General features: G+C 50.1%; 18 protein-coding genes. 15 read left to right on the forward strand and 3 right to left on the reverse strand.

Going from position 1 to position 16,090, the window contains the following annotated elements; genetic code table 11:
- Positions 1-181: 181 nt before the first annotated feature.
- The 3 genes from FYJ45_RS12530 to FYJ45_RS12540 all read right to left on the reverse strand — a co-directional run bounded on the left by FYJ45_RS12530 (position 182) and on the right by FYJ45_RS12540 (position 2,616).
- Complete coding sequence (locus FYJ45_RS12530) at positions 182-952, reverse strand: LytR/AlgR family response regulator transcription factor (protein ID WP_154464856.1); 771 nt, start codon at positions 950-952, stop codon at positions 182-184.
- A 136-nt stretch (positions 953-1,088) separates the two neighbouring features.
- Entirely contained in the window at positions 1,089-1,385 is a 297-nt protein-coding gene (locus FYJ45_RS12535) for a DUF1294 domain-containing protein (protein WP_021638128.1), read from the reverse strand.
- 10 nt (positions 1,386-1,395) lie between these two features.
- On the reverse strand, positions 1,396-2,616 hold the full coding sequence (locus FYJ45_RS12540) for an argininosuccinate synthase (RefSeq protein ID WP_154464857.1): 1,221 nt from the start codon (positions 2,614-2,616) through the stop codon (positions 1,396-1,398).
- A gap of 393 nt (positions 2,617-3,009) precedes the next feature.
- Here FYJ45_RS12540 and argC point away from each other — a divergent pair, with 393 nt between their 5' ends.
- From argC to FYJ45_RS12610, 15 genes are all read left to right on the forward strand, one after another.
- Positions 3,010-4,077 (forward strand): N-acetyl-gamma-glutamyl-phosphate reductase, encoded by a 1,068-nt coding sequence (gene argC, locus FYJ45_RS12545; RefSeq protein WP_154464858.1) that lies wholly within the window; start codon positions 3,010-3,012, stop codon positions 4,075-4,077.
- 6 nt (positions 4,078-4,083) lie between these two features.
- The gene (locus FYJ45_RS31440) at positions 4,084-4,209 is read left to right on the forward strand and encodes a hypothetical protein (RefSeq protein WP_268890937.1); all 126 of its coding nucleotides are present in this window, start codon (positions 4,084-4,086) and stop codon (positions 4,207-4,209) included.
- A gap of 74 nt (positions 4,210-4,283) precedes the next feature.
- A complete protein-coding gene (locus FYJ45_RS12550; protein ID WP_154464859.1) occupies positions 4,284-4,748 on the forward strand; it encodes an ASCH domain-containing protein in 465 nt (154 codons plus the stop codon).
- 105 nt (positions 4,749-4,853) lie between these two features.
- Positions 4,854-5,321, forward strand: a complete 468-nt coding sequence (locus FYJ45_RS12555; protein WP_154464860.1) for a DUF3990 domain-containing protein — start codon at positions 4,854-4,856, stop codon at positions 5,319-5,321.
- Positions 5,305-5,745 carry a hypothetical protein gene (locus tag FYJ45_RS12560; protein WP_154464861.1) on the forward strand — a complete coding sequence of 147 codons (441 nt, stop codon included), beginning with the start codon at positions 5,305-5,307 and terminating at the stop codon, positions 5,743-5,745. The genes FYJ45_RS12555 and FYJ45_RS12560 overlap by 17 nt, the downstream gene beginning before the upstream one ends.
- 90 nt (positions 5,746-5,835) lie before the next feature.
- On the forward strand, positions 5,836-6,324 hold the full coding sequence (locus tag FYJ45_RS12565; protein WP_025490709.1) for a DNA-deoxyinosine glycosylase: 489 nt from the start codon (positions 5,836-5,838) through the stop codon (positions 6,322-6,324).
- Positions 6,325-6,463: 139 nt separating this feature from the next.
- The gene (locus FYJ45_RS12570) at positions 6,464-6,907 is read left to right on the forward strand and encodes a GNAT family N-acetyltransferase (RefSeq protein WP_025490710.1); all 444 of its coding nucleotides are present in this window, start codon (positions 6,464-6,466) and stop codon (positions 6,905-6,907) included.
- A 41-nt stretch (positions 6,908-6,948) separates the two neighbouring features.
- Complete coding sequence (argJ, locus tag FYJ45_RS12575) at positions 6,949-8,172, forward strand: bifunctional glutamate N-acetyltransferase/amino-acid acetyltransferase ArgJ (RefSeq protein ID WP_154464862.1); 1,224 nt, start codon at positions 6,949-6,951, stop codon at positions 8,170-8,172.
- A gap of 147 nt (positions 8,173-8,319) precedes the next feature.
- Positions 8,320-9,207 (forward strand): acetylglutamate kinase, encoded by an 888-nt coding sequence (gene argB / locus FYJ45_RS12580; protein WP_154464863.1) that lies wholly within the window; start codon positions 8,320-8,322, stop codon positions 9,205-9,207.
- Positions 9,208-9,232: 25 nt separating this feature from the next.
- Positions 9,233-10,450 carry an aspartate aminotransferase family protein gene (locus FYJ45_RS12585; protein WP_235930784.1) on the forward strand — a complete coding sequence of 406 codons (1,218 nt, stop codon included), beginning with the start codon at positions 9,233-9,235 and terminating at the stop codon, positions 10,448-10,450.
- A gap of 72 nt (positions 10,451-10,522) precedes the next feature.
- Positions 10,523-12,091, forward strand: coding sequence for a sugar ABC transporter substrate-binding protein (locus tag FYJ45_RS12590; protein ID WP_154464864.1), 1,569 nt, complete (start codon positions 10,523-10,525; stop codon positions 12,089-12,091).
- Positions 12,092-12,263: 172 nt separating this feature from the next.
- Positions 12,264-12,695, forward strand: coding sequence for a DMT family transporter (locus tag FYJ45_RS12595; protein ID WP_021638114.1), 432 nt, complete (start codon positions 12,264-12,266; stop codon positions 12,693-12,695).
- A gap of 310 nt (positions 12,696-13,005) precedes the next feature.
- Positions 13,006-13,668, forward strand: a complete 663-nt coding sequence (locus FYJ45_RS12600; protein ID WP_154464865.1) for a helix-hairpin-helix domain-containing protein — start codon at positions 13,006-13,008, stop codon at positions 13,666-13,668.
- A 157-nt stretch (positions 13,669-13,825) separates the two neighbouring features.
- The gene (locus tag FYJ45_RS12605) at positions 13,826-14,515 is read left to right on the forward strand and encodes a response regulator transcription factor (protein ID WP_154464866.1); all 690 of its coding nucleotides are present in this window, start codon (positions 13,826-13,828) and stop codon (positions 14,513-14,515) included.
- 51 nt (positions 14,516-14,566) lie between these two features.
- Complete coding sequence (locus tag FYJ45_RS12610) at positions 14,567-16,057, forward strand: sensor histidine kinase (protein WP_154464906.1); 1,491 nt, start codon at positions 14,567-14,569, stop codon at positions 16,055-16,057.
- The last annotated feature ends 33 nt before the right edge of the window (positions 16,058-16,090 follow it).

Genomic DNA, 16,090 nt, shown 5'->3' on the forward strand with positions numbered 1-16,090 from the left:
TCCATCGCCAAAGGCGGTTTAGGATGGATTTTGCAGTAGTTGCAAGAGCTGTTTAAAAATTAAATGAAAAAAGGAAAAACGGCGCTGCCAGCAGGCGGAGCCGTTTTTAGATCGGTAAAACATATTATGATATGGTAACTGTAAAGAAATAGATCAGCAGCCTTACTCAGCCGCTTTCCCTTCATTCCTTCATTTCCGCGGCCATCTGGCGAAGCGCCTTTTTACTGGAAGGCGCAATTTTAATTTTGTGCCCGTCCGTCATGGTCAGGTGGAAGGCGGAAACCTTATCCACATACTTTAAGTTGATGACGGCGCTGCAGCCGATCATGGCCAGCAGTCCGGATTCGCTTACCCGGATGAAGCCCAGATCAAGCTTGGTGGTGCCCCTTGCGGAATAGTCGATATCGAAGCCCAGGGTGGCGCTGAAATTAAGCATGTTGGCGACACACTCCCTGTTTCCGCCGTTTGCCAGATGAATGCGTACATAACGGTCATCGGGATAGGCGTACATGATTTCTTCCTCCGTCAGATAAAAGGCTTCCGTATCCGTACGGAATTCCATCCGCTTTTCCTGGCTGTTTTTGATGGTGAGAAGGGTCTCCACGACTTCGGTCAGCTCTGCGGGCTGGATAGGCTTGTCCATAAAAAAGCAGTTGTCAGGCAGGTCCGTTTCCTCCCTGTAATTGATTTTGGAGCAGCAGAAAACGATGGGGAGGGTATTCCCGACGTTTCGCAGCTCCCAGGCGATTTCCGCCGCATTGCAGCCGTCCTCAACCATATCCATAAACAGGCCGTCATAGATCATGGGAGTTGACAAAATGGCGCTGCGGTTGCCGAAGGAATCCACATAAAGAACCCCGGTGGTATTCAGCCTGCGGTCCGATTCCCGCCCCAGAAGCCGTTCCATTTGTTTTCTGTCCGCTATATTGTCATCACATACCGCTAGATGCATTGCTTTTTCCTCCTCTTTGTATGTTCAGATTTATGGCGTGTCCGCCCGGTGTTTTGCACCGCTGTGATGCTTTATTTTGCGGCCGCACAGCAAAAAGCCCGTCTGACTGTTCTGCCAGACGGGCGGATTTCTTTTGCTACATAAGCGTGAAATGTACTGGTGCCGCAAACAAAAGATAAAGTATCACTGCCAGCTGAACAATCAGTATGGCAGGCATGCCGAAAACGAAGCTTTTATGCTTGGTTTTATGACGGAAGGTATACATCCCGGCGATACAGCCGATGCTTCCGCCCACCAGGGCGGTGAGAAAAAGATTGGCCTCCGGGATACGGAACGCGCCTCTTTTTGCCTTCCGTTTGTCGATACCCATCATGGCAAAACCCACTATATTCACTATTATAACATAAAGAAAAAGAATTAAAATAACATTCATGGGAAATCCCTTATTTATTTTTTTCGATTTCCTGCTGTTTCATGGCGCGTACCTTGCTGGAAAGGCCGAACAGATTGATAAAGCCTTCTGCGTCATGATGGTCGTACAGGTCACCTGTGGTAAAGGAAGCGATGGATTCGTTGTACAGGGAATAAGGGGAGGTGGTGCCTGCCTTGATGATATTTCCCTTGTAGAGCTTGAATTTCACTTCGCCGGTTACATTTTCCTGGGTGCTTTCAATGAAAGCCTGGACAGCCTCGCGCAGAGGGGTAAACCATTTTCCTTCATACACGATCTGTGCGAATTTATTGCCCATATCAAGCTTCGTGGTGGTGGTTTCACGATCCAGGATCAGCTCTTCCAGCTGCTGATGAGCTTCATAAAGGATGGTTCCGCCGGGAGTCTCGTAAACGCCGCGGGATTTCATGCCTACCACACGGTTTTCCACGATATCCACGATGCCGATGCCGTGCTTGCCGCCCAGCTCGTTCAGCTTGCGGATGATATCGGAAACCTTCATTTTTTCACCGTTGATGCTGATGGGGGTTCCTTTTTCAAAGGTCATGGTTACATATTCGGGTTCATCGGGCGCTTTTTCAGGAGTGGTTCCCAGTACGAGCAGATGCTCATAGTTAGGCTCGTTGGCCGGATCCTCCAGCTCCAGTCCTTCATGGCTGATGTGCCACAGGTTACGGTCACGGCTGTAGCTGCTGTCTGCGGAGAAGGGAAGGTCAATGCCGTGCGCCTTGCAGTATTCGATTTCGGATTCACGGGAATCCATGGTCCACTTCTCATTTCTCCAGGCTGCGATGATCTTTAAGTCGGGAGCGAGTGCCTTGATGCCCAGTTCAAAACGGATCTGGTCATTTCCTTTTCCGGTAGCGCCGTGGCAGATGGCGGTAGCGCCTTCCTTACGGGCGATTTCCACCAGCTTCTTGGCAATCAGGGGCCTTGCCATGGAGGTGCCCAGCAGATATTTGTTTTCATAAACCGCATGTGCTTTTACGCAGGGCATAACGTATTCATCACAGAATTCGTCGATAACATCCAAAACGTAGAGCTTGGAAGCGCCGCAGAATTTTGCTCTTTCTTCAAGACCGTCCAGCTCTTCCGCCTGTCCGCAGTCGATGCAGACGCAGATGACTTCATAGTCAAAGTTTTCTTTCAGCCACGGGATAATCGCTGTGGTGTCAAGTCCGCCTGAGTAGGCAAGGATTACTTTTTCTTTCATTATGTTCCTCTTTCCTGCCGCAAAAACCGGCATGCTTATTAATTATGTGAAATTTCAGGAGCCCTGGCCTGTGGCCGCCGGCTCATTTGTTCTGGAATTAATATACAACAAAACTTTTTAGAATGCAAGTGAAAAAATATGCATATTTTTAAGTGTTTTTATGAAAAATATGCATAAACTTTAAAAAACTATTGCATATTATGCAAAATGGACGTATAATTATGCGAAAACCGGGGATGCCCCCGTGACTATGCGGGATGGAATAGACAGAAAAGGTTGAGTTTCGGGCGGATTCTGATTATACTGGTTTTACCGGAAAATATCAGCCGGATTCTGACAGTATCTGTGAGATAACTGAAAACTGAACGGTTAAGGGAAAGGAATGGAAGGAAAATGATAAAAGCAGGAATTATTGGAGCGACAGGTTATGCGGGAGGAGAGCTGGTAAGACTGCTGACGGCCCACCCTGATGTGGAAATCGTATGGTACGGCTCCCGCAGCTATATTGACAAGAAGTACTATGAAGTCTATAAAAACATGTTCCAGATAGTGGATGCCGTATGTCTGGATGATAATATGGAAGAACTGGCAAAGCAGGCGGATGTGATTTTTACCGCCACACCCCAGGGCTTCTGCGCGTCCCTTATTAATGAAGAGATTCTTTCCAATGCAAAGATTGTGGATTTGAGCGCGGACTTCCGCATCAAGGATGTGGCAACCTATGAAAAATGGTACGGCATTGAGCATAAGGCTCCCCAGTACATAGAAGAAGCCGCCTACGGGCTGTGTGAGATCAACAGGGCGGCGGTGAAAAATGCGCGCCTGGTGGCAAATCCCGGCTGTTATCCCACCTGCTCCACTCTTTCCATCTATCCTTTATTAAAGGAAGGACTGATCGATCCGTCCACCGTGATTATTGATGCCAAGAGCGGTACTTCAGGGGCCGGCAGGGGCGCCAAGGTGGATAACCTATACTGTGAGGTCAACGAGAATATCAAGGCCTATGGCGTGGCAAACCACAGACATACGCCGGAGATCGAGGAGCAGCTTTCCCTGGCCGCAGGAGAGGAAATGCTGATAAATTTCACACCTCATCTGGTTCCCATGAACAGGGGCATCCTGATAACGGCTTATGCTTCCCTGAAAAGTACGCTGCAGCCGGACGGCACCCGGGCCTTTCCTTCTTATGAAGAGGTACGGGCGGCTTACGATAAATACTACGACAAGGAAAAATTCGTCCGCGTTCTGGATAAGAATGTATGCCCGGAGACCAAATGGGTGGAGGGCAGCAACTATGTGGACGTGAATTTTAAAATCGATGAAAGAACCGGACGCATCATCATGATGGGAGCTATGGATAACCTGGTGAAGGGCGCGGCAGGACAGGCGGTGCAGAATATGAATCTCATGTTCGGGCTGCCGGAAACAAAGGGCTTGGAGCTGGTTCCCATGTTCCCGTAAGGAAACATGGCGGCGGAAGGTCTTTCCCGGAAGCTTGGCTTCCGGGAAGCGGAGAGAACCCCGGAATGCTTTGTATTTCAGGAAGAAAAATGGGGAAGAATCCGGATGGAGCTTGTTGTGGCAGATGTATAAGTGCAAGATAATTGTAATTCTAAGGCAGGGTGGTGAAGAGCCGAATGCCGGAAGCCTGAGGCTGGGAGGGATAAATGGAGCAAAACAGTATTGCGGATTTCGTAAAAGGATTTTGCCCGGAGATTAAAAAATATGAGGCGTATTACTACGGATATCCGGAAATCGCGGATGAGCTTTGCGAGCTTGTGCTGACCGGAGAAAAAAGAGCCACCACCAGCCTCCTTAAGCTCTATGAACTGGAGCAGGAGCCGCTTCCGTGCGCCGGAGACTATTCCGTCATCCTGGACAGCGCACAGCGGCCCCGTTGCATCACCCGGATCACAAAGGTAACACAGGTGCGTTTTTGTGATATTACCGAAGAATATGCGCGCAGGGAGGGCGAAGGCGATAAATCCCTGGCCTATTGGGAAAAAGCCCACAGAGAAGCATTTTCCCGGGAGTGCAGGGAAGAGTGCGGAATTGAATTTACCGAAGACATGATTTGCGTCTGCGAGGAATTTGAGGTGGTTTACCGGGGAGAGAGCGAAAACAAACAGTAAATGATTGTGGATGTGGGGTGGCTGCCAGGAAGGAATTGACAGAAGGTACGGATAGGCGTAAACTGCAAGAGGTTTTTAAAGTTGAAAATATTGGGAAGGGTGTATATGGAGCTATATCATGGCAGCAGGGAAATTGTAGAGTTCCCTGAAATCAGAAAAGCTGTTTATAATAAGGACTTTTATTTTGGATTTTACTGTACTATATATCAAGAGCAGGCGGAACGGTGGGCGGCAAGATTTGGAAAAGACGGCTATATTAATATTTATGAATATACGCCGGATAATTCTCTGAAATTTTTAAAGTTTGATGTTATGACGGATGAATGGCTTGATTTTATTGTGGATTGTCGTTTAGGTAAGCCTCATAGCTACGATATTGTTGAAGGACCAATGGCAAACGATACGATATTCAATTTCGTTCAAAGTTTTATAGATGGAAAGATATCCAGAGCAGCTTTCTGGGAACTGGCAAAATTTAATCGCCCAACACATCAGATAAGTTTCCATACTATATTGGCGCTGGATACCCTCACATTCCAAAGGAGTGAAAAAATCCATGGCAGAAAAAAATAACAGTGCACTGTTTTTTACATGCAGTCTCATTGAATTTATCGGACGCAAGGTTCTGCAGCCTCGTAAATTTATTACGGATGCCCTTGGTAAGGAGGCTATTGAAAGAATTTATGAATACGCAGATGTTTTTCACTGTGAACCAATAGCAAAGGTGGCGGCCGATTTTATTGAAGAATATCAGATTCCGGAAGCTTCCTTTGATAATGTGTCAGACTGCAGATATCATGTGCCCGATTACTGGTCCATTGGTGAAGTGTATGAAAGGCTGGTTGAAGATTGCTATGACGATGATGAGATTATAGAAGGTATCTGGGAAGTATATCATTCATGGATTGATGATCATCTTTCCGATTATAATACTGATTTTTATTACCAGTCAAGGGATTACATTGCGGCGTGCTATAAAGAGGGAAGAATTCTCTGACACTCCAGTTTTCTGTACTGTCATAGAATATTGGAGACTGCAGAGTGGATGCAGGCTGAACTGTAAATTCTTTAATAGAGGAAAAAGCTTATGGAACGAGTAACCCATGAATTCCAGCCTGTTTTCAACAGGGATTCCCGTGTCCTGATACTGGGTACCTTCCCTTCCGTGAAATCCAGGCAGCAGCAGTTTTACTACGGCCATCCTCAGAACCGGTTCTGGAGGGTGACGGCGGCGCTTCTTAAGAAAGAGGTACCCGTAACCATTGAAGAAAAGAAGAAAATGCTCCTTGACGGCCATATTGCCATCTGGGATGTGATAGATACCTGTGATATTGAAGGCTCCAGCGACAGTTCCATCCGCAATGTAAAGGCCAATGACATCGGCGGCCTTCTGGCGCAGACCTCCATCCGGGCGGTGTTTGCCAACGGGGATAAGGCGTGCCAGCTTTACCGGAAATACTGTATGGAGCAGGCCGGCAGGGAAATTATCAGACTGCCTTCCACAAGCCCGGCCAATGCGGCATGGACGTTGGAAAAACTCATACAGGCCTGGAGCGTGATTCGTGAATATATGTGAGTACGCGGTGAAAGCAGACATCCGCTACATCCCGCAGCGTTTAAAAAGGCTTGGAGAAAATTGCAGATACTCTCCAAGGCATGTGGCAGTCCCATTTACCAGATTGCCGAAATACATAAAGAAGTGAGGAATTACAAACATGGTACGAACAATGAACATTGATGATTATGACGAGGTAAGCCGGCTGTGGCATAAAATCAAAGGATTTTCCATCCGCAGCATCGACGACTCCAGAGAAGGCGTGGAGCGCTTTCTGCAAAGAAATCCGGAAACCAGCGTGGTAGCGGTGGAGGATTCAAAAATCGTGGGAGCAATTCTCTGCGGGCATGACGGCAGACGCGGCTGTATGTACCATGTTTGTGTGGATCCGGAATACCGGATGCGGGGAATCGGCAAATCCATGGTGGTTTTTGCCATGAATGCGCTGAAAAAGGAGAATATCAGCAAGGTATCCCTCATTGCCTTTACCAAGAATGATGTGGGAAATACCTTCTGGCGCTGCATCGGCTGGACGAAGCGGGAGGATCTGAACTATTACGATTTTGTACTTAACACTGAAAATATAGAGCGTTTTAACGACTGAAGCGGCAGCGGGGATTTCAACCCTGCCCAAAGGAGGAGAATATGGAACATATCAAAGGAGGCGTGACCGCTGCAAAGGGGTTTATGGCGGCCGGCGTGGAAGCAAATGTGAAGTATAAGAACAGGAAGGATATGGCGATGGTATACAGCCAGGTTCCGTGTAAGGCGGCGGGTGTTTTTACCAGCAATGTGGTAAAAGCAGCGCCGGTGGTATGGGATCGGGAAAAAATTAATACCTCCCCCTATATTCAGGCCGTGGTAGTGAATTCGGGAATCGCCAATGCATGTACGGGACGCCAGGGCTACGCTTACTGCCAGGAAACGGCAGACGCCGCCGCAGGCGCGCTGCAAATCCCCGGGGATTCCGTGCTTGTAGCATCCACAGGCGTTATCGGCATGCAGCTTCCCATGGACAAAATCACCGCAGGCGTGGCGGCTCTGGCAGGCTGCCTAAAAGATACGCAGGAAGCCGGGACCCAAGCGGCGGAAGCGATAATGACCACGGATACGATTTCCAAGCAGGTGGCTGTGCAGTTTGAGGCCGGCGGCAAAACCGTGACCGTAGGCGGCATGTCCAAGGGCAGTGGGATGATTCATCCCAACATGTGCACCATGCTGGGCTTTGTAACCACGGATATCGCCATTTCCAAAGAGCTTTTGCAGGAGGCATTAAGCGCGGATGTGGTGGACACCTTCAACATGATTTCCGTAGACGGCGATACCTCCACCAACGATACGCTGGTGGTACTGGCAAACGGCTGCGCCGGAAACCCTGAGATCACGGAGAAAAACGAGGATTACCTCCATTTCTGCCAGGCGCTTCACGAGGTAAACGAAACGCTGGCAAAAATGATGGCAGGGGACGGTGAAGGGGCTACTGCGCTGTTTGAGACAAAAGTCATCCATGCGGCAAATAAAGAGGACGCCAGGACGCTGGCCAAATCCGTCATCTGCTCCAGCCTGACCAAGGCGGCCATTTTCGGCCATGACGCCAACTGGGGAAGGATTCTCTGCGCGCTTGGCTACAGCGGAGCCAGCTTCGATCCGGAGGCGATTGAGCTTTTCTTTGAAAGCAGCGCAGGACGGATTCAGATATATAAGGACGGCCAGGCCACGGATTACAGCGAGGAGGAGGCTACTAAAATCCTTTCCTGCCCTGTGGTGACTGTTGTTGTGGATATGAAGATGGGCGAAGCGCAGGCAACTGCCTGGGGCTGCGACCTCACCTATGATTATGTAAAAATCAATGCGGATTACCGCTCCTGAGAAAAATATATTGCGCAATGAAAGCATTCATACAGGCCTGCGCATTTTGCAGCGCAGACCGTATGAATACGCAGGGGAAGAAAGCATCCGGCCCATCGTGCGGCAATTTTAAAAGGACGGATGCAAACATGTGATGGGAGAGCGAAGATGGAACAGAAGGAAATGGATCAGGTAATGCAGAAGGCATCGGTGCTGATTGAAGCGCTGCCTTATATTCAGAAATTCAACCGTAAAATTATTGTGGTAAAATACGGCGGAAGCGCCATGAGCAATGAAGAGCTGCAGAGGAACGTCATCAAGGACGTTACCCTGTTAAAGCTGGTGGGCTTCAAGCCGATTATCGTGCATGGCGGCGGAAAGGCCATCAGCAAATGGGTGGGCAAGGTAGGCAAGAAAGCCAGGTTTGTGAACGGCCTGCGCGTGACGGATGAGGAAACCATGGAAATCGCGGAAATGGTCCTGGGCCGTGTAAACAAGAATCTGGTGACCATGGTGGAGGAGCTTGGCGTCAAAGCCGTAGGTATCAGCGGCAAGGACGGCGGCCTTCTGAAGGTGGATAAAAAATATGCGGACGGCCAGGACATCGGCTTTGTGGGTGATATCAAGGAAGTGGATCCCAAGGTGCTCTATGACCTTCTGGAAAAGGATTTTCTCCCGATTGTGGCCCCGGTTGGGCTGGATGATGATTTCAATACTTACAATATCAATGCGGATGATGCCGCCTGCGCCATTGCCAAGGCAGTGGGAGCGGATAAGCTTGTTTTCCTTACTGATATTGAAGGGCTGTATAAGGATATCAATGACAAATCCTCTTTTATTTCCCGGCTGACTGCCGGACAGGCGGAGGAATTAATCAACGGAGGAATCATCGGCGGCGGCATGCTGCCCAAGCTGAACAACTGTACCTCAGCCATCCGCAACGGCGTTAACCGGGTGCATATCCTGGACGGAAGGGTTCCCCATTGCCTGTTGCTGGAAATTTTTACAAACGAAGGCGTGGGAACGGCGATTATATCCGATGATGAGGAAGTGTAGGAAGCGGTAAAAAGGAGAGAATGGCATGAGTGAAAAAGCTTTGAGCATGAAGGAATATATCGACGAGGCGGAAGCCGCTCTTTTACATACCTACAACCGGTATCAGGTGGTTCTGGATAAGGGCGACGGCGTTTACCTGTATGATATGGAAGGCAAAAAATACCTGGATTTCTGCGCCGGCATCGCTGTTTTTGCCCTGGGCTATAACAACAGGGAGTATAACGACGCGTTGAAGGCACAGATCGATAAAATTATCCATACCTCCAATTATTACTACAATGTGCCTGCTGTGGAGGCGGCTGTGAAAATGAAAAAGGTTTCCGGCATGGACAGGGTTTTCTTTACCAACAGCGGCGCAGAGGCCATTGAAGGCGCTTTGAAGGCAGCCAGGAAATATGCATATCTGAAGGACGGACGCACGGATCATGAGATCCTTGCCATGGAGCATTCCTTCCACGGCCGTACCTTCGGCGCGCTTTCCGTGACGGGAAATCCCCATTACAGGGAAGCCTTTGAGCCGATGATAGGAAATATCCGTTTTGCGCAGCTGAATGATTTTGACAGCGTCCTTTCACAGGTGACGGACAAAACCTGTGCCATCATTATGGAAACCGTGCAGGGAGAAGGCGGTATTTATCCTGCGCAGGAGGAGTTCCTGAAAAAGGTGCGCGCCCTGTGTGATGAAAAGGATATCCTTCTTATTCTGGATGAGATCCAGTGCGGAATGGGGCGTACAGGTTATATGTACGCTTGGCAGCGTTACGGCGTGAAGCCGGATATTATGACGACGGCAAAGGCTCTGGGCTGCGGCGTTCCGGTGGCCGCATTCCTGATGACGGAAAAGGTGGGAGCCCATTCCCTGACAAGCGGTGACCATGGCACCACTTACGGAGGGAATCCGCTGGCCTGCGCGGCTGTGAGTAAAGTTCTTGATTTATTCGAAAAGGACAATATAATAGATAATGTAAGACAGGTCGGTGCATATCTGGAAGAAAAACTGGCCGCCCTGGTGGATAACTATGATTTTATTGAGGCTCACAGAGGCGTGGGACTGATGCAGGGGATGGTTTTCTCCATCCCTGTTGGGGATATTATCAGCCGTGCGCTTGAAAAGGGGCTGATCCTGATCAATGCGGGAACCAATATTATCCGTTTTGTGCCGCCTCTTGTGATTACCCGGGAGAATGTGGATGACATGATCGTAATCCTCAGGGACTGCCTGGATGAAGTAAAAATATCGTAGCCTCCGGCAGCCCTATTGTTCTGTTTGTCTGCCGGACGGTATTAAAAACGCCCCGAAAAAAGGAGATTTTGCATGAAGCTTTGGAAAAGAATTGCAGCCGTGGCAGCGGTCGCGGCGGCCGCCGGTGTATTGATTTATTATGGGATCGCAAGCGACAGGCTGGCTGATCTTGCCAAAATACCCGACAACGCCCTGCTTAGTAAGCCTACGGTGAATTTATGGTATACGGACGAAGCCCTGAGCGATTATCTGGGCAGCGTTGCCCTGGATTTTTCAGAGGAAAAAGATGTCCGTGTGATTCCGAAGCTGGTATCGGGCCTTGAATATCTGGAGACGATCAACCAGGATTCCCTGCAGACCAATTCTTATCCGGATTTATATATTATAAGCAATGACTGTCTGGAAAAGGCTTATCTTGCGGGGCTGGCAAGTCCTGTGAAGGATGAGGCGGGGCTTGTGAGCGAAGAGAATTTTTCCCGGCCGGCGCTGGAGGCGGTGACCTATAAGGACAGGCTGGTCGGCTATCCCTTTTATTATGAGACAAGCGCGCTGATTTATAATAAAACTTATATGGAAGCGCTGGCGGCGGCTTCCCTGGAGGCGGAAGCGGATGCGGCGGAAGGCGAGGCCGCCATGGAGGCGCTGAATGAAAACGGTGAGCCGTTTGATGCCGGAAATACGGAAGGGGCGGCTGAAGGGACGCAGGGCGCAGAGGGGGCTCTGGGTGCAGAGGGCGCTCAGGGGGCAGGAGAAGAGAGCGGCGAGTCGGAAACGTTTGTCCCGGAAGAAGCGCAGCTGGAGGAACGGATTGATGCGATGATTCCGTCCACCATCGATAATATCCTTACGTTTGCGGACAGCTATGACGCGCCGGAGCAGGTTGAGGCTGTTTTTAAGTGGGATGTGGACGATATTTTTTATAATTATTTCTTTGTGGGAAATTATATTGATGTGGGCGGCCCCAATGGGGACGATACGGAAAGCATTGATATTTATAATCTGGACGCCATACGGTGTCTGATGGCATATCAGGCTTTGAACCAGTTTTTTTCCATTGATCCGGATGAGGTGGATTACGATTCCGTAATTCAGGAATTTATTGACGGCAAGCTGGTTTTTACGGTGGCTACCACGGATATTGTGGGCAGGATCGAGGAAGCGAAGAAGGACGGGGAGTTTCCGTATGAGTATGGGGTGACGAATATCCCCAATATCAATGAGGAGCTGAAGACGCGCAGTCTTTCCGTGACCAATGCGGTGGTGGTGAACGGCTACAGCCAGAAAAAGGACATTGCCAATGAGTTTGCCGCTTATCTGACCGGGGAGCGTGCGCAGAATCTGTATGAGCGTACGGGCAGGATGCCGGCCAGGAAGGGCGTGAGCTTTGAAAATCCCCAGGCGGAGGCGTTTGGCAGGGAGTATGCGTTGTCGGTGCCGATTCCGAAGATGATGGCAACGAGTAATTACTGGGTGCAGATGGAAATTGCTTTTACCCGTGTATGGTCGGGGGAAAGCGCGACGGATACGTTAAAAGCGCTGTCTGAAAAGATTATGACGCAGGTGACGGGCCAGCCTTTTGAGGAAGAGTATATCGAGGAGCCTGTTGAGGAGACGGAAGGCTATATCGGCGAGGAAGAGTAAGGATTGCCGGTTACCGCAGAGGGACTGTGCGGCTCCGAATAGTTTTGAATAAGTTGCCAATCGTATGGGCAGAATGTAGAAAAGGGCGGGGCTTCAAGATGGCGCTGTAGCGGTTTGGAAACCGCTGCAGCGCTGCGGGAGCCTGAAAAGACCCTTATGACAGGAGGCCTATATGATTGGTTTATTTATTGCTTTGATTTCCGGCGCGCTGATGAGTATTCAGGGGGTTTTTAACACGCAGGTTACTAAGGCGTCCAGTATCTGGGCGGCCAACTGCTTTGTGCAGTTCACGGCGTTGCTTGTGTGTCTGGCCGCATGGGCGTTTACGGATAGGAGTTCTCTTCTCGGCGTGTTTCAGGTGCAGCCCAAGTATATGCTTTTGGGGGGCGCTATCGGGGCTTTCATTACTTATACGGTGATTAAGAGTATGGATATGTTGGGGCCGGCCAGGGCCGTTATGCTGATCGTGGTGGCGCAGCTGCTGGTGGCTTATCTGATTGAGCTGTTCGGGATGTTCGGTGTGGAGAAGACCGGATGGGAATGGCGGAAGGCTATTGGGATGGCGGTGGCTATTGCGGGGATTGTGGTGTTTAAGTGGGAGTGAGAGGGATAAGGGCAAGGGATTAAGGGATTAAGGGCAAGGGATTAGGGGTTGGGGGCGGGCGCCGGGGTTCGAGAGCTGCGCTCTCTCACTTTGCGGCTGGCGCCGCATAGGCAGGAACAACAGTCTTGCTGTGGGTGAGCAAGCTCCCCCGCAGCAAGACTGTTGTTCCTGCCTGCCCGGCTTGTAGCTGTGAAAAAAAACCACTCTCCTCTTGTAAAACTTTTCTTTTTATTTTACAATGGAAGGGCAGTGAGTTACGGGGGCCTTTTCGGGTGCGCCGGGAGCGGTGATACGTTGAAAAGGAGATAAAATGTCAAATTGCAGAATAACTCCAGTACTTGTTTTGGTACTGGTCTTTTCTTTCATATTCAGCGGATGCGGCAGGGATATGGATCTGCGGGAGCTTTCGCAGGATCAGGTTCCGGCAGGGGCCGGGGAGGAAGATGCGGACGGAGAAGGCGCAGCGGGGGAGGCGGAAGCGTTTCCCGGGGCGGGCGGTTCCGGCGGTGAGGATGCGTCCGGTGAGGCGGAGTGTGTGATACATATTTGCGGCGCAGTTGCTGTGCCGGGAGTGTACAGGCTGCCGGCGGGAAGCCGGGTCGTGGATGCCGTTGAGGCGGCAGGCGGCCTTGCGGAGGACGCGGCGGAAAGAGGTGTGAACCAGGCGGCGCCCATATCGGACGGGATGCAGATTGTGATTCCGACCCTGGAAGAAGCGGAACAGGGAATTTTTTCGCCGGACGGGGTTATGGAGGAAAATGGATCAGGAAAGGGCGGCCTTGTGGATATCAACACTGCGGATACGGCGGAGCTGATGACACTGCCGGGAATCGGTCAGACAAGGGCTGATGCGATTGTTGCCTACAGGCAGCAGAATGGTAAATTCCAATCCATTGAGGATATTATGAAGGTGGACGGTATCAAGGAGGGAAGCTTTGCAAAGCTGAAGGACAGGATATGCGTCAGACAGTAAAGATGGGAAAGGTCCGGCCGGCAGGAGCATTTGCTGCGCTGCATGCGGGAAAATGGTTCAGGAGTGCATAAATCCACCGCCGCAGGCGGTTTCGGATTGATTTGGCAGTAACTGTGAAGAAACCAGGCAGTTACGGAATAAAATCTTTGGAGGAGCTATGGGAAAGCGGGTTTTGGTTGTAGACGATGAGAAACTGATTGTGAAAGGTATCCGTTTCAGCCTGGAGCAGGACGGTATGGAGGTCACCTGCGCCTATGACGGTGAGGAAGCGCTGGAGCAGGCGAGAAATTCGGAATTTGACATGATTCTTCTGGATATCATGCTTCCCAGGCTGACAGGACTGGAGGTATGCCAGCAGATACGGGAATTTTCCAATGTCCCCATCGTCATGCTGACAGCCAAGGATGATGATATGGATAAAATCATGGGCCTGGAATACGGCGCCGATGATTATATTACAAAGCCGTTTAATATTCTGGAGGTCAAGGCCAGGATCAAGGCCATAATGCGCAGGACCACAGTAAGGGATAACGCGTCAAACGCGCCCAAAACCGTTGTGAACGGGGATCTGAAGCTGGACTGCGACAGCAGGCGCGTCTATATTGCAGGCAAGGAGGTCAACCTGACAGCCAAGGAATTCGATGTGCTGGAGCTGCTTGTCTTAAATCCCAACAAAGTCTACAGCCGTGAAAATCTTCTGAAGCTGGTATGGGGAAGCGATTATCCCGGAGACGTCCGCACGGTGGACGTCCATATCAGAAGGCTTCGTGAGAAGATCGAAAGCAATCCAAGTGAACCCAGATATGTGCATACAAAGTGGGGAGTCGGCTACTTCTTCAGAGCCTGATTTCCGGCTTTGGGGAATGTGCCAGGCTGAATGGAAGTAGAGGCTGCCAAAATGCTTACCAGGCTTAAAAAGCTATTTATGAAAATACCTGCTCTCAGGAGCATGAAGGTCTATATATTCTTTCTGATGCTGGTGATGGGCATCCTTCCCAGCTTCATCATGAGGGTTGGTATCCTTCAGAGCTATGAAGAACGTGCGGTGAATCTGCGTATCTCGGATACGCAGACGCAGTTCAAGATCATTGCCAACCATCTTCTGAACAATAATTATCTGCAGGATACCTCAAATGAGGCAATTAACGCGGAGCTGGAACAGATGTCCAATCTGTACGACGGCCGCGTTATTATCATTAACGACAATTTCCGTATAGTAAAAGATACATACAGTATCAGTGAAGGCAAAACGATTATTTCCGAGGAGGTCATCCGGTGTTTCAAGGGAGAGAGTACCACCCGGTATGACAAGGAAAACGGTTATATCGAAATGACCATTCCCATCGAAGCCCCCAGCTCCGGAAAGAATCAGACAACGCAGGCGGATGCGGGGAAGAAGCCGGAGCAGAGCCAGGTAGTTGGAGTTATGCTTGCCAGTGTTTCCACGGACAGCATAGCGACGACAATGGAAATCCTGAACCGGAAGGCCCTGATTATAGAGATCGTGATGATCATCTGTATTTTCGGTGTGGCTGTGGGATTTTCTTCCATTCTTGTCAAGCCCTTCAACCGGGTGACCCAGGCGATTACCGAGGTAAAGGACGGTTTTACGGACGAGCCCATTGCAGTTCCCGATTATATCGAAACGGAGCACATCATCGATGCCTTTAACCAGCTGCTGACGCAGATGAAGGTGATTGACGATTCCCGGCAGGAATTTGTTTCCAACGTTTCCCATGAACTGAAGACGCCGCTTACCTCCATGAAGGTTCTGGCCGATTCCCTCATGCAGCAGGAGGACGCGCCTCTGGAGCTGTATCAGGAATTCATGCAGGATATTGCCAATGAGATCGAGCGCGAAAATAAAATCATAAACGATCTTCTCTCCCTTGTAAAAATGGACAAGACGGCCGCCCAGATGAATATCACGGCGGTGGATATCAATGAACTGATAGAATCGGTGTTAAAGCGTCTCCGCCCCATTGCCAGGCTGCGGGATGTGGAGGTGACCTTTGAAAGCATACGCCCGGTCACCGCGGAAATTGATGAGGTGAAGATTACCCAGGTATTTACCAATCTGGTGGAAAATGCGATTAAGTACAACAAGGAGCATGGCTGGGTCAAGGTGCTGCTGGATGCGGATCATCAGTTTTTTACCGTGGAGATCTCCGATTCCGGTATCGGCATTCCGGAGGCGGACTACGATCATATATTTGAGCGTTTCTACAGAGTGGACAAATCCCACTCCCGGGAAATCGGCGGCACCGGACTGGGGCTGGCCATTACCAGAAATGCCATCCTTCTTCACCGCGGTTCGGTGAAGGTAGCCAGTACGGAGGGAGAAGGCACCAGCTTTACCGTAAAGATCCCGCTTACCTATGTAAGATGACGTGGTTTTCTGCGGCCTTTTTACAGGGGATTA

The organism is Eisenbergiella porci, from assembly GCF_009696275.1.
GTDB classification, from domain to species: domain Bacteria; phylum Bacillota; class Clostridia; order Lachnospirales; family Lachnospiraceae; genus Eisenbergiella; species Eisenbergiella porci.

What these genes read in the sequence shown, in the direction of transcription:
- FYJ45_RS31440 (WP_268890937.1), top strand. Translation starts at nt 4,084, where the DNA reads ATGGCGGCGGAAGGTCTTTCCCGGAAGCTTGGCTTCCGGGAAGCGGAG.
- FYJ45_RS12530 (WP_154464856.1), bottom strand. Translation starts at nt 952, where the DNA reads ATGCATCTAGCGGTATGTGATGACAATATAGCGGACAGAAAACAAATG.
- argJ (WP_154464862.1), top strand. Translation starts at nt 6,949, where the DNA reads ATGGAACATATCAAAGGAGGCGTGACCGCTGCAAAGGGGTTTATGGCG.
- FYJ45_RS12570 (WP_025490710.1), top strand. Translation starts at nt 6,464, where the DNA reads ATGGTACGAACAATGAACATTGATGATTATGACGAGGTAAGCCGGCTG.
- FYJ45_RS12535 (WP_021638128.1), bottom strand. Translation starts at nt 1,385, where the DNA reads ATGAATGTTATTTTAATTCTTTTTCTTTATGTTATAATAGTGAATATA.
- FYJ45_RS12565 (WP_025490709.1), top strand. Translation starts at nt 5,836, where the DNA reads ATGGAACGAGTAACCCATGAATTCCAGCCTGTTTTCAACAGGGATTCC.
- FYJ45_RS12600 (WP_154464865.1), top strand. Translation starts at nt 13,006, where the DNA reads ATGTCAAATTGCAGAATAACTCCAGTACTTGTTTTGGTACTGGTCTTT.
- FYJ45_RS12585 (WP_235930784.1), top strand. Translation starts at nt 9,233, where the DNA reads ATGAGTGAAAAAGCTTTGAGCATGAAGGAATATATCGACGAGGCGGAA.
- argC (WP_154464858.1), top strand. Translation starts at nt 3,010, where the DNA reads ATGATAAAAGCAGGAATTATTGGAGCGACAGGTTATGCGGGAGGAGAG.
- FYJ45_RS12555 (WP_154464860.1), top strand. Translation starts at nt 4,854, where the DNA reads ATGGAGCTATATCATGGCAGCAGGGAAATTGTAGAGTTCCCTGAAATC.
- FYJ45_RS12595 (WP_021638114.1), top strand. Translation starts at nt 12,264, where the DNA reads ATGATTGGTTTATTTATTGCTTTGATTTCCGGCGCGCTGATGAGTATT.
- FYJ45_RS12540 (WP_154464857.1), bottom strand. Translation starts at nt 2,616, where the DNA reads ATGAAAGAAAAAGTAATCCTTGCCTACTCAGGCGGACTTGACACCACA.
- FYJ45_RS12560 (WP_154464861.1), top strand. Translation starts at nt 5,305, where the DNA reads ATGGCAGAAAAAAATAACAGTGCACTGTTTTTTACATGCAGTCTCATT.
- FYJ45_RS12605 (WP_154464866.1), top strand. Translation starts at nt 13,826, where the DNA reads ATGGGAAAGCGGGTTTTGGTTGTAGACGATGAGAAACTGATTGTGAAA.
- FYJ45_RS12550 (WP_154464859.1), top strand. Translation starts at nt 4,284, where the DNA reads ATGGAGCAAAACAGTATTGCGGATTTCGTAAAAGGATTTTGCCCGGAG.
- argB (WP_154464863.1), top strand. Translation starts at nt 8,320, where the DNA reads ATGGAACAGAAGGAAATGGATCAGGTAATGCAGAAGGCATCGGTGCTG.
- FYJ45_RS12610 (WP_154464906.1), top strand. Translation starts at nt 14,567, where the DNA reads ATGCTTACCAGGCTTAAAAAGCTATTTATGAAAATACCTGCTCTCAGG.
- FYJ45_RS12590 (WP_154464864.1), top strand. Translation starts at nt 10,523, where the DNA reads ATGAAGCTTTGGAAAAGAATTGCAGCCGTGGCAGCGGTCGCGGCGGCC.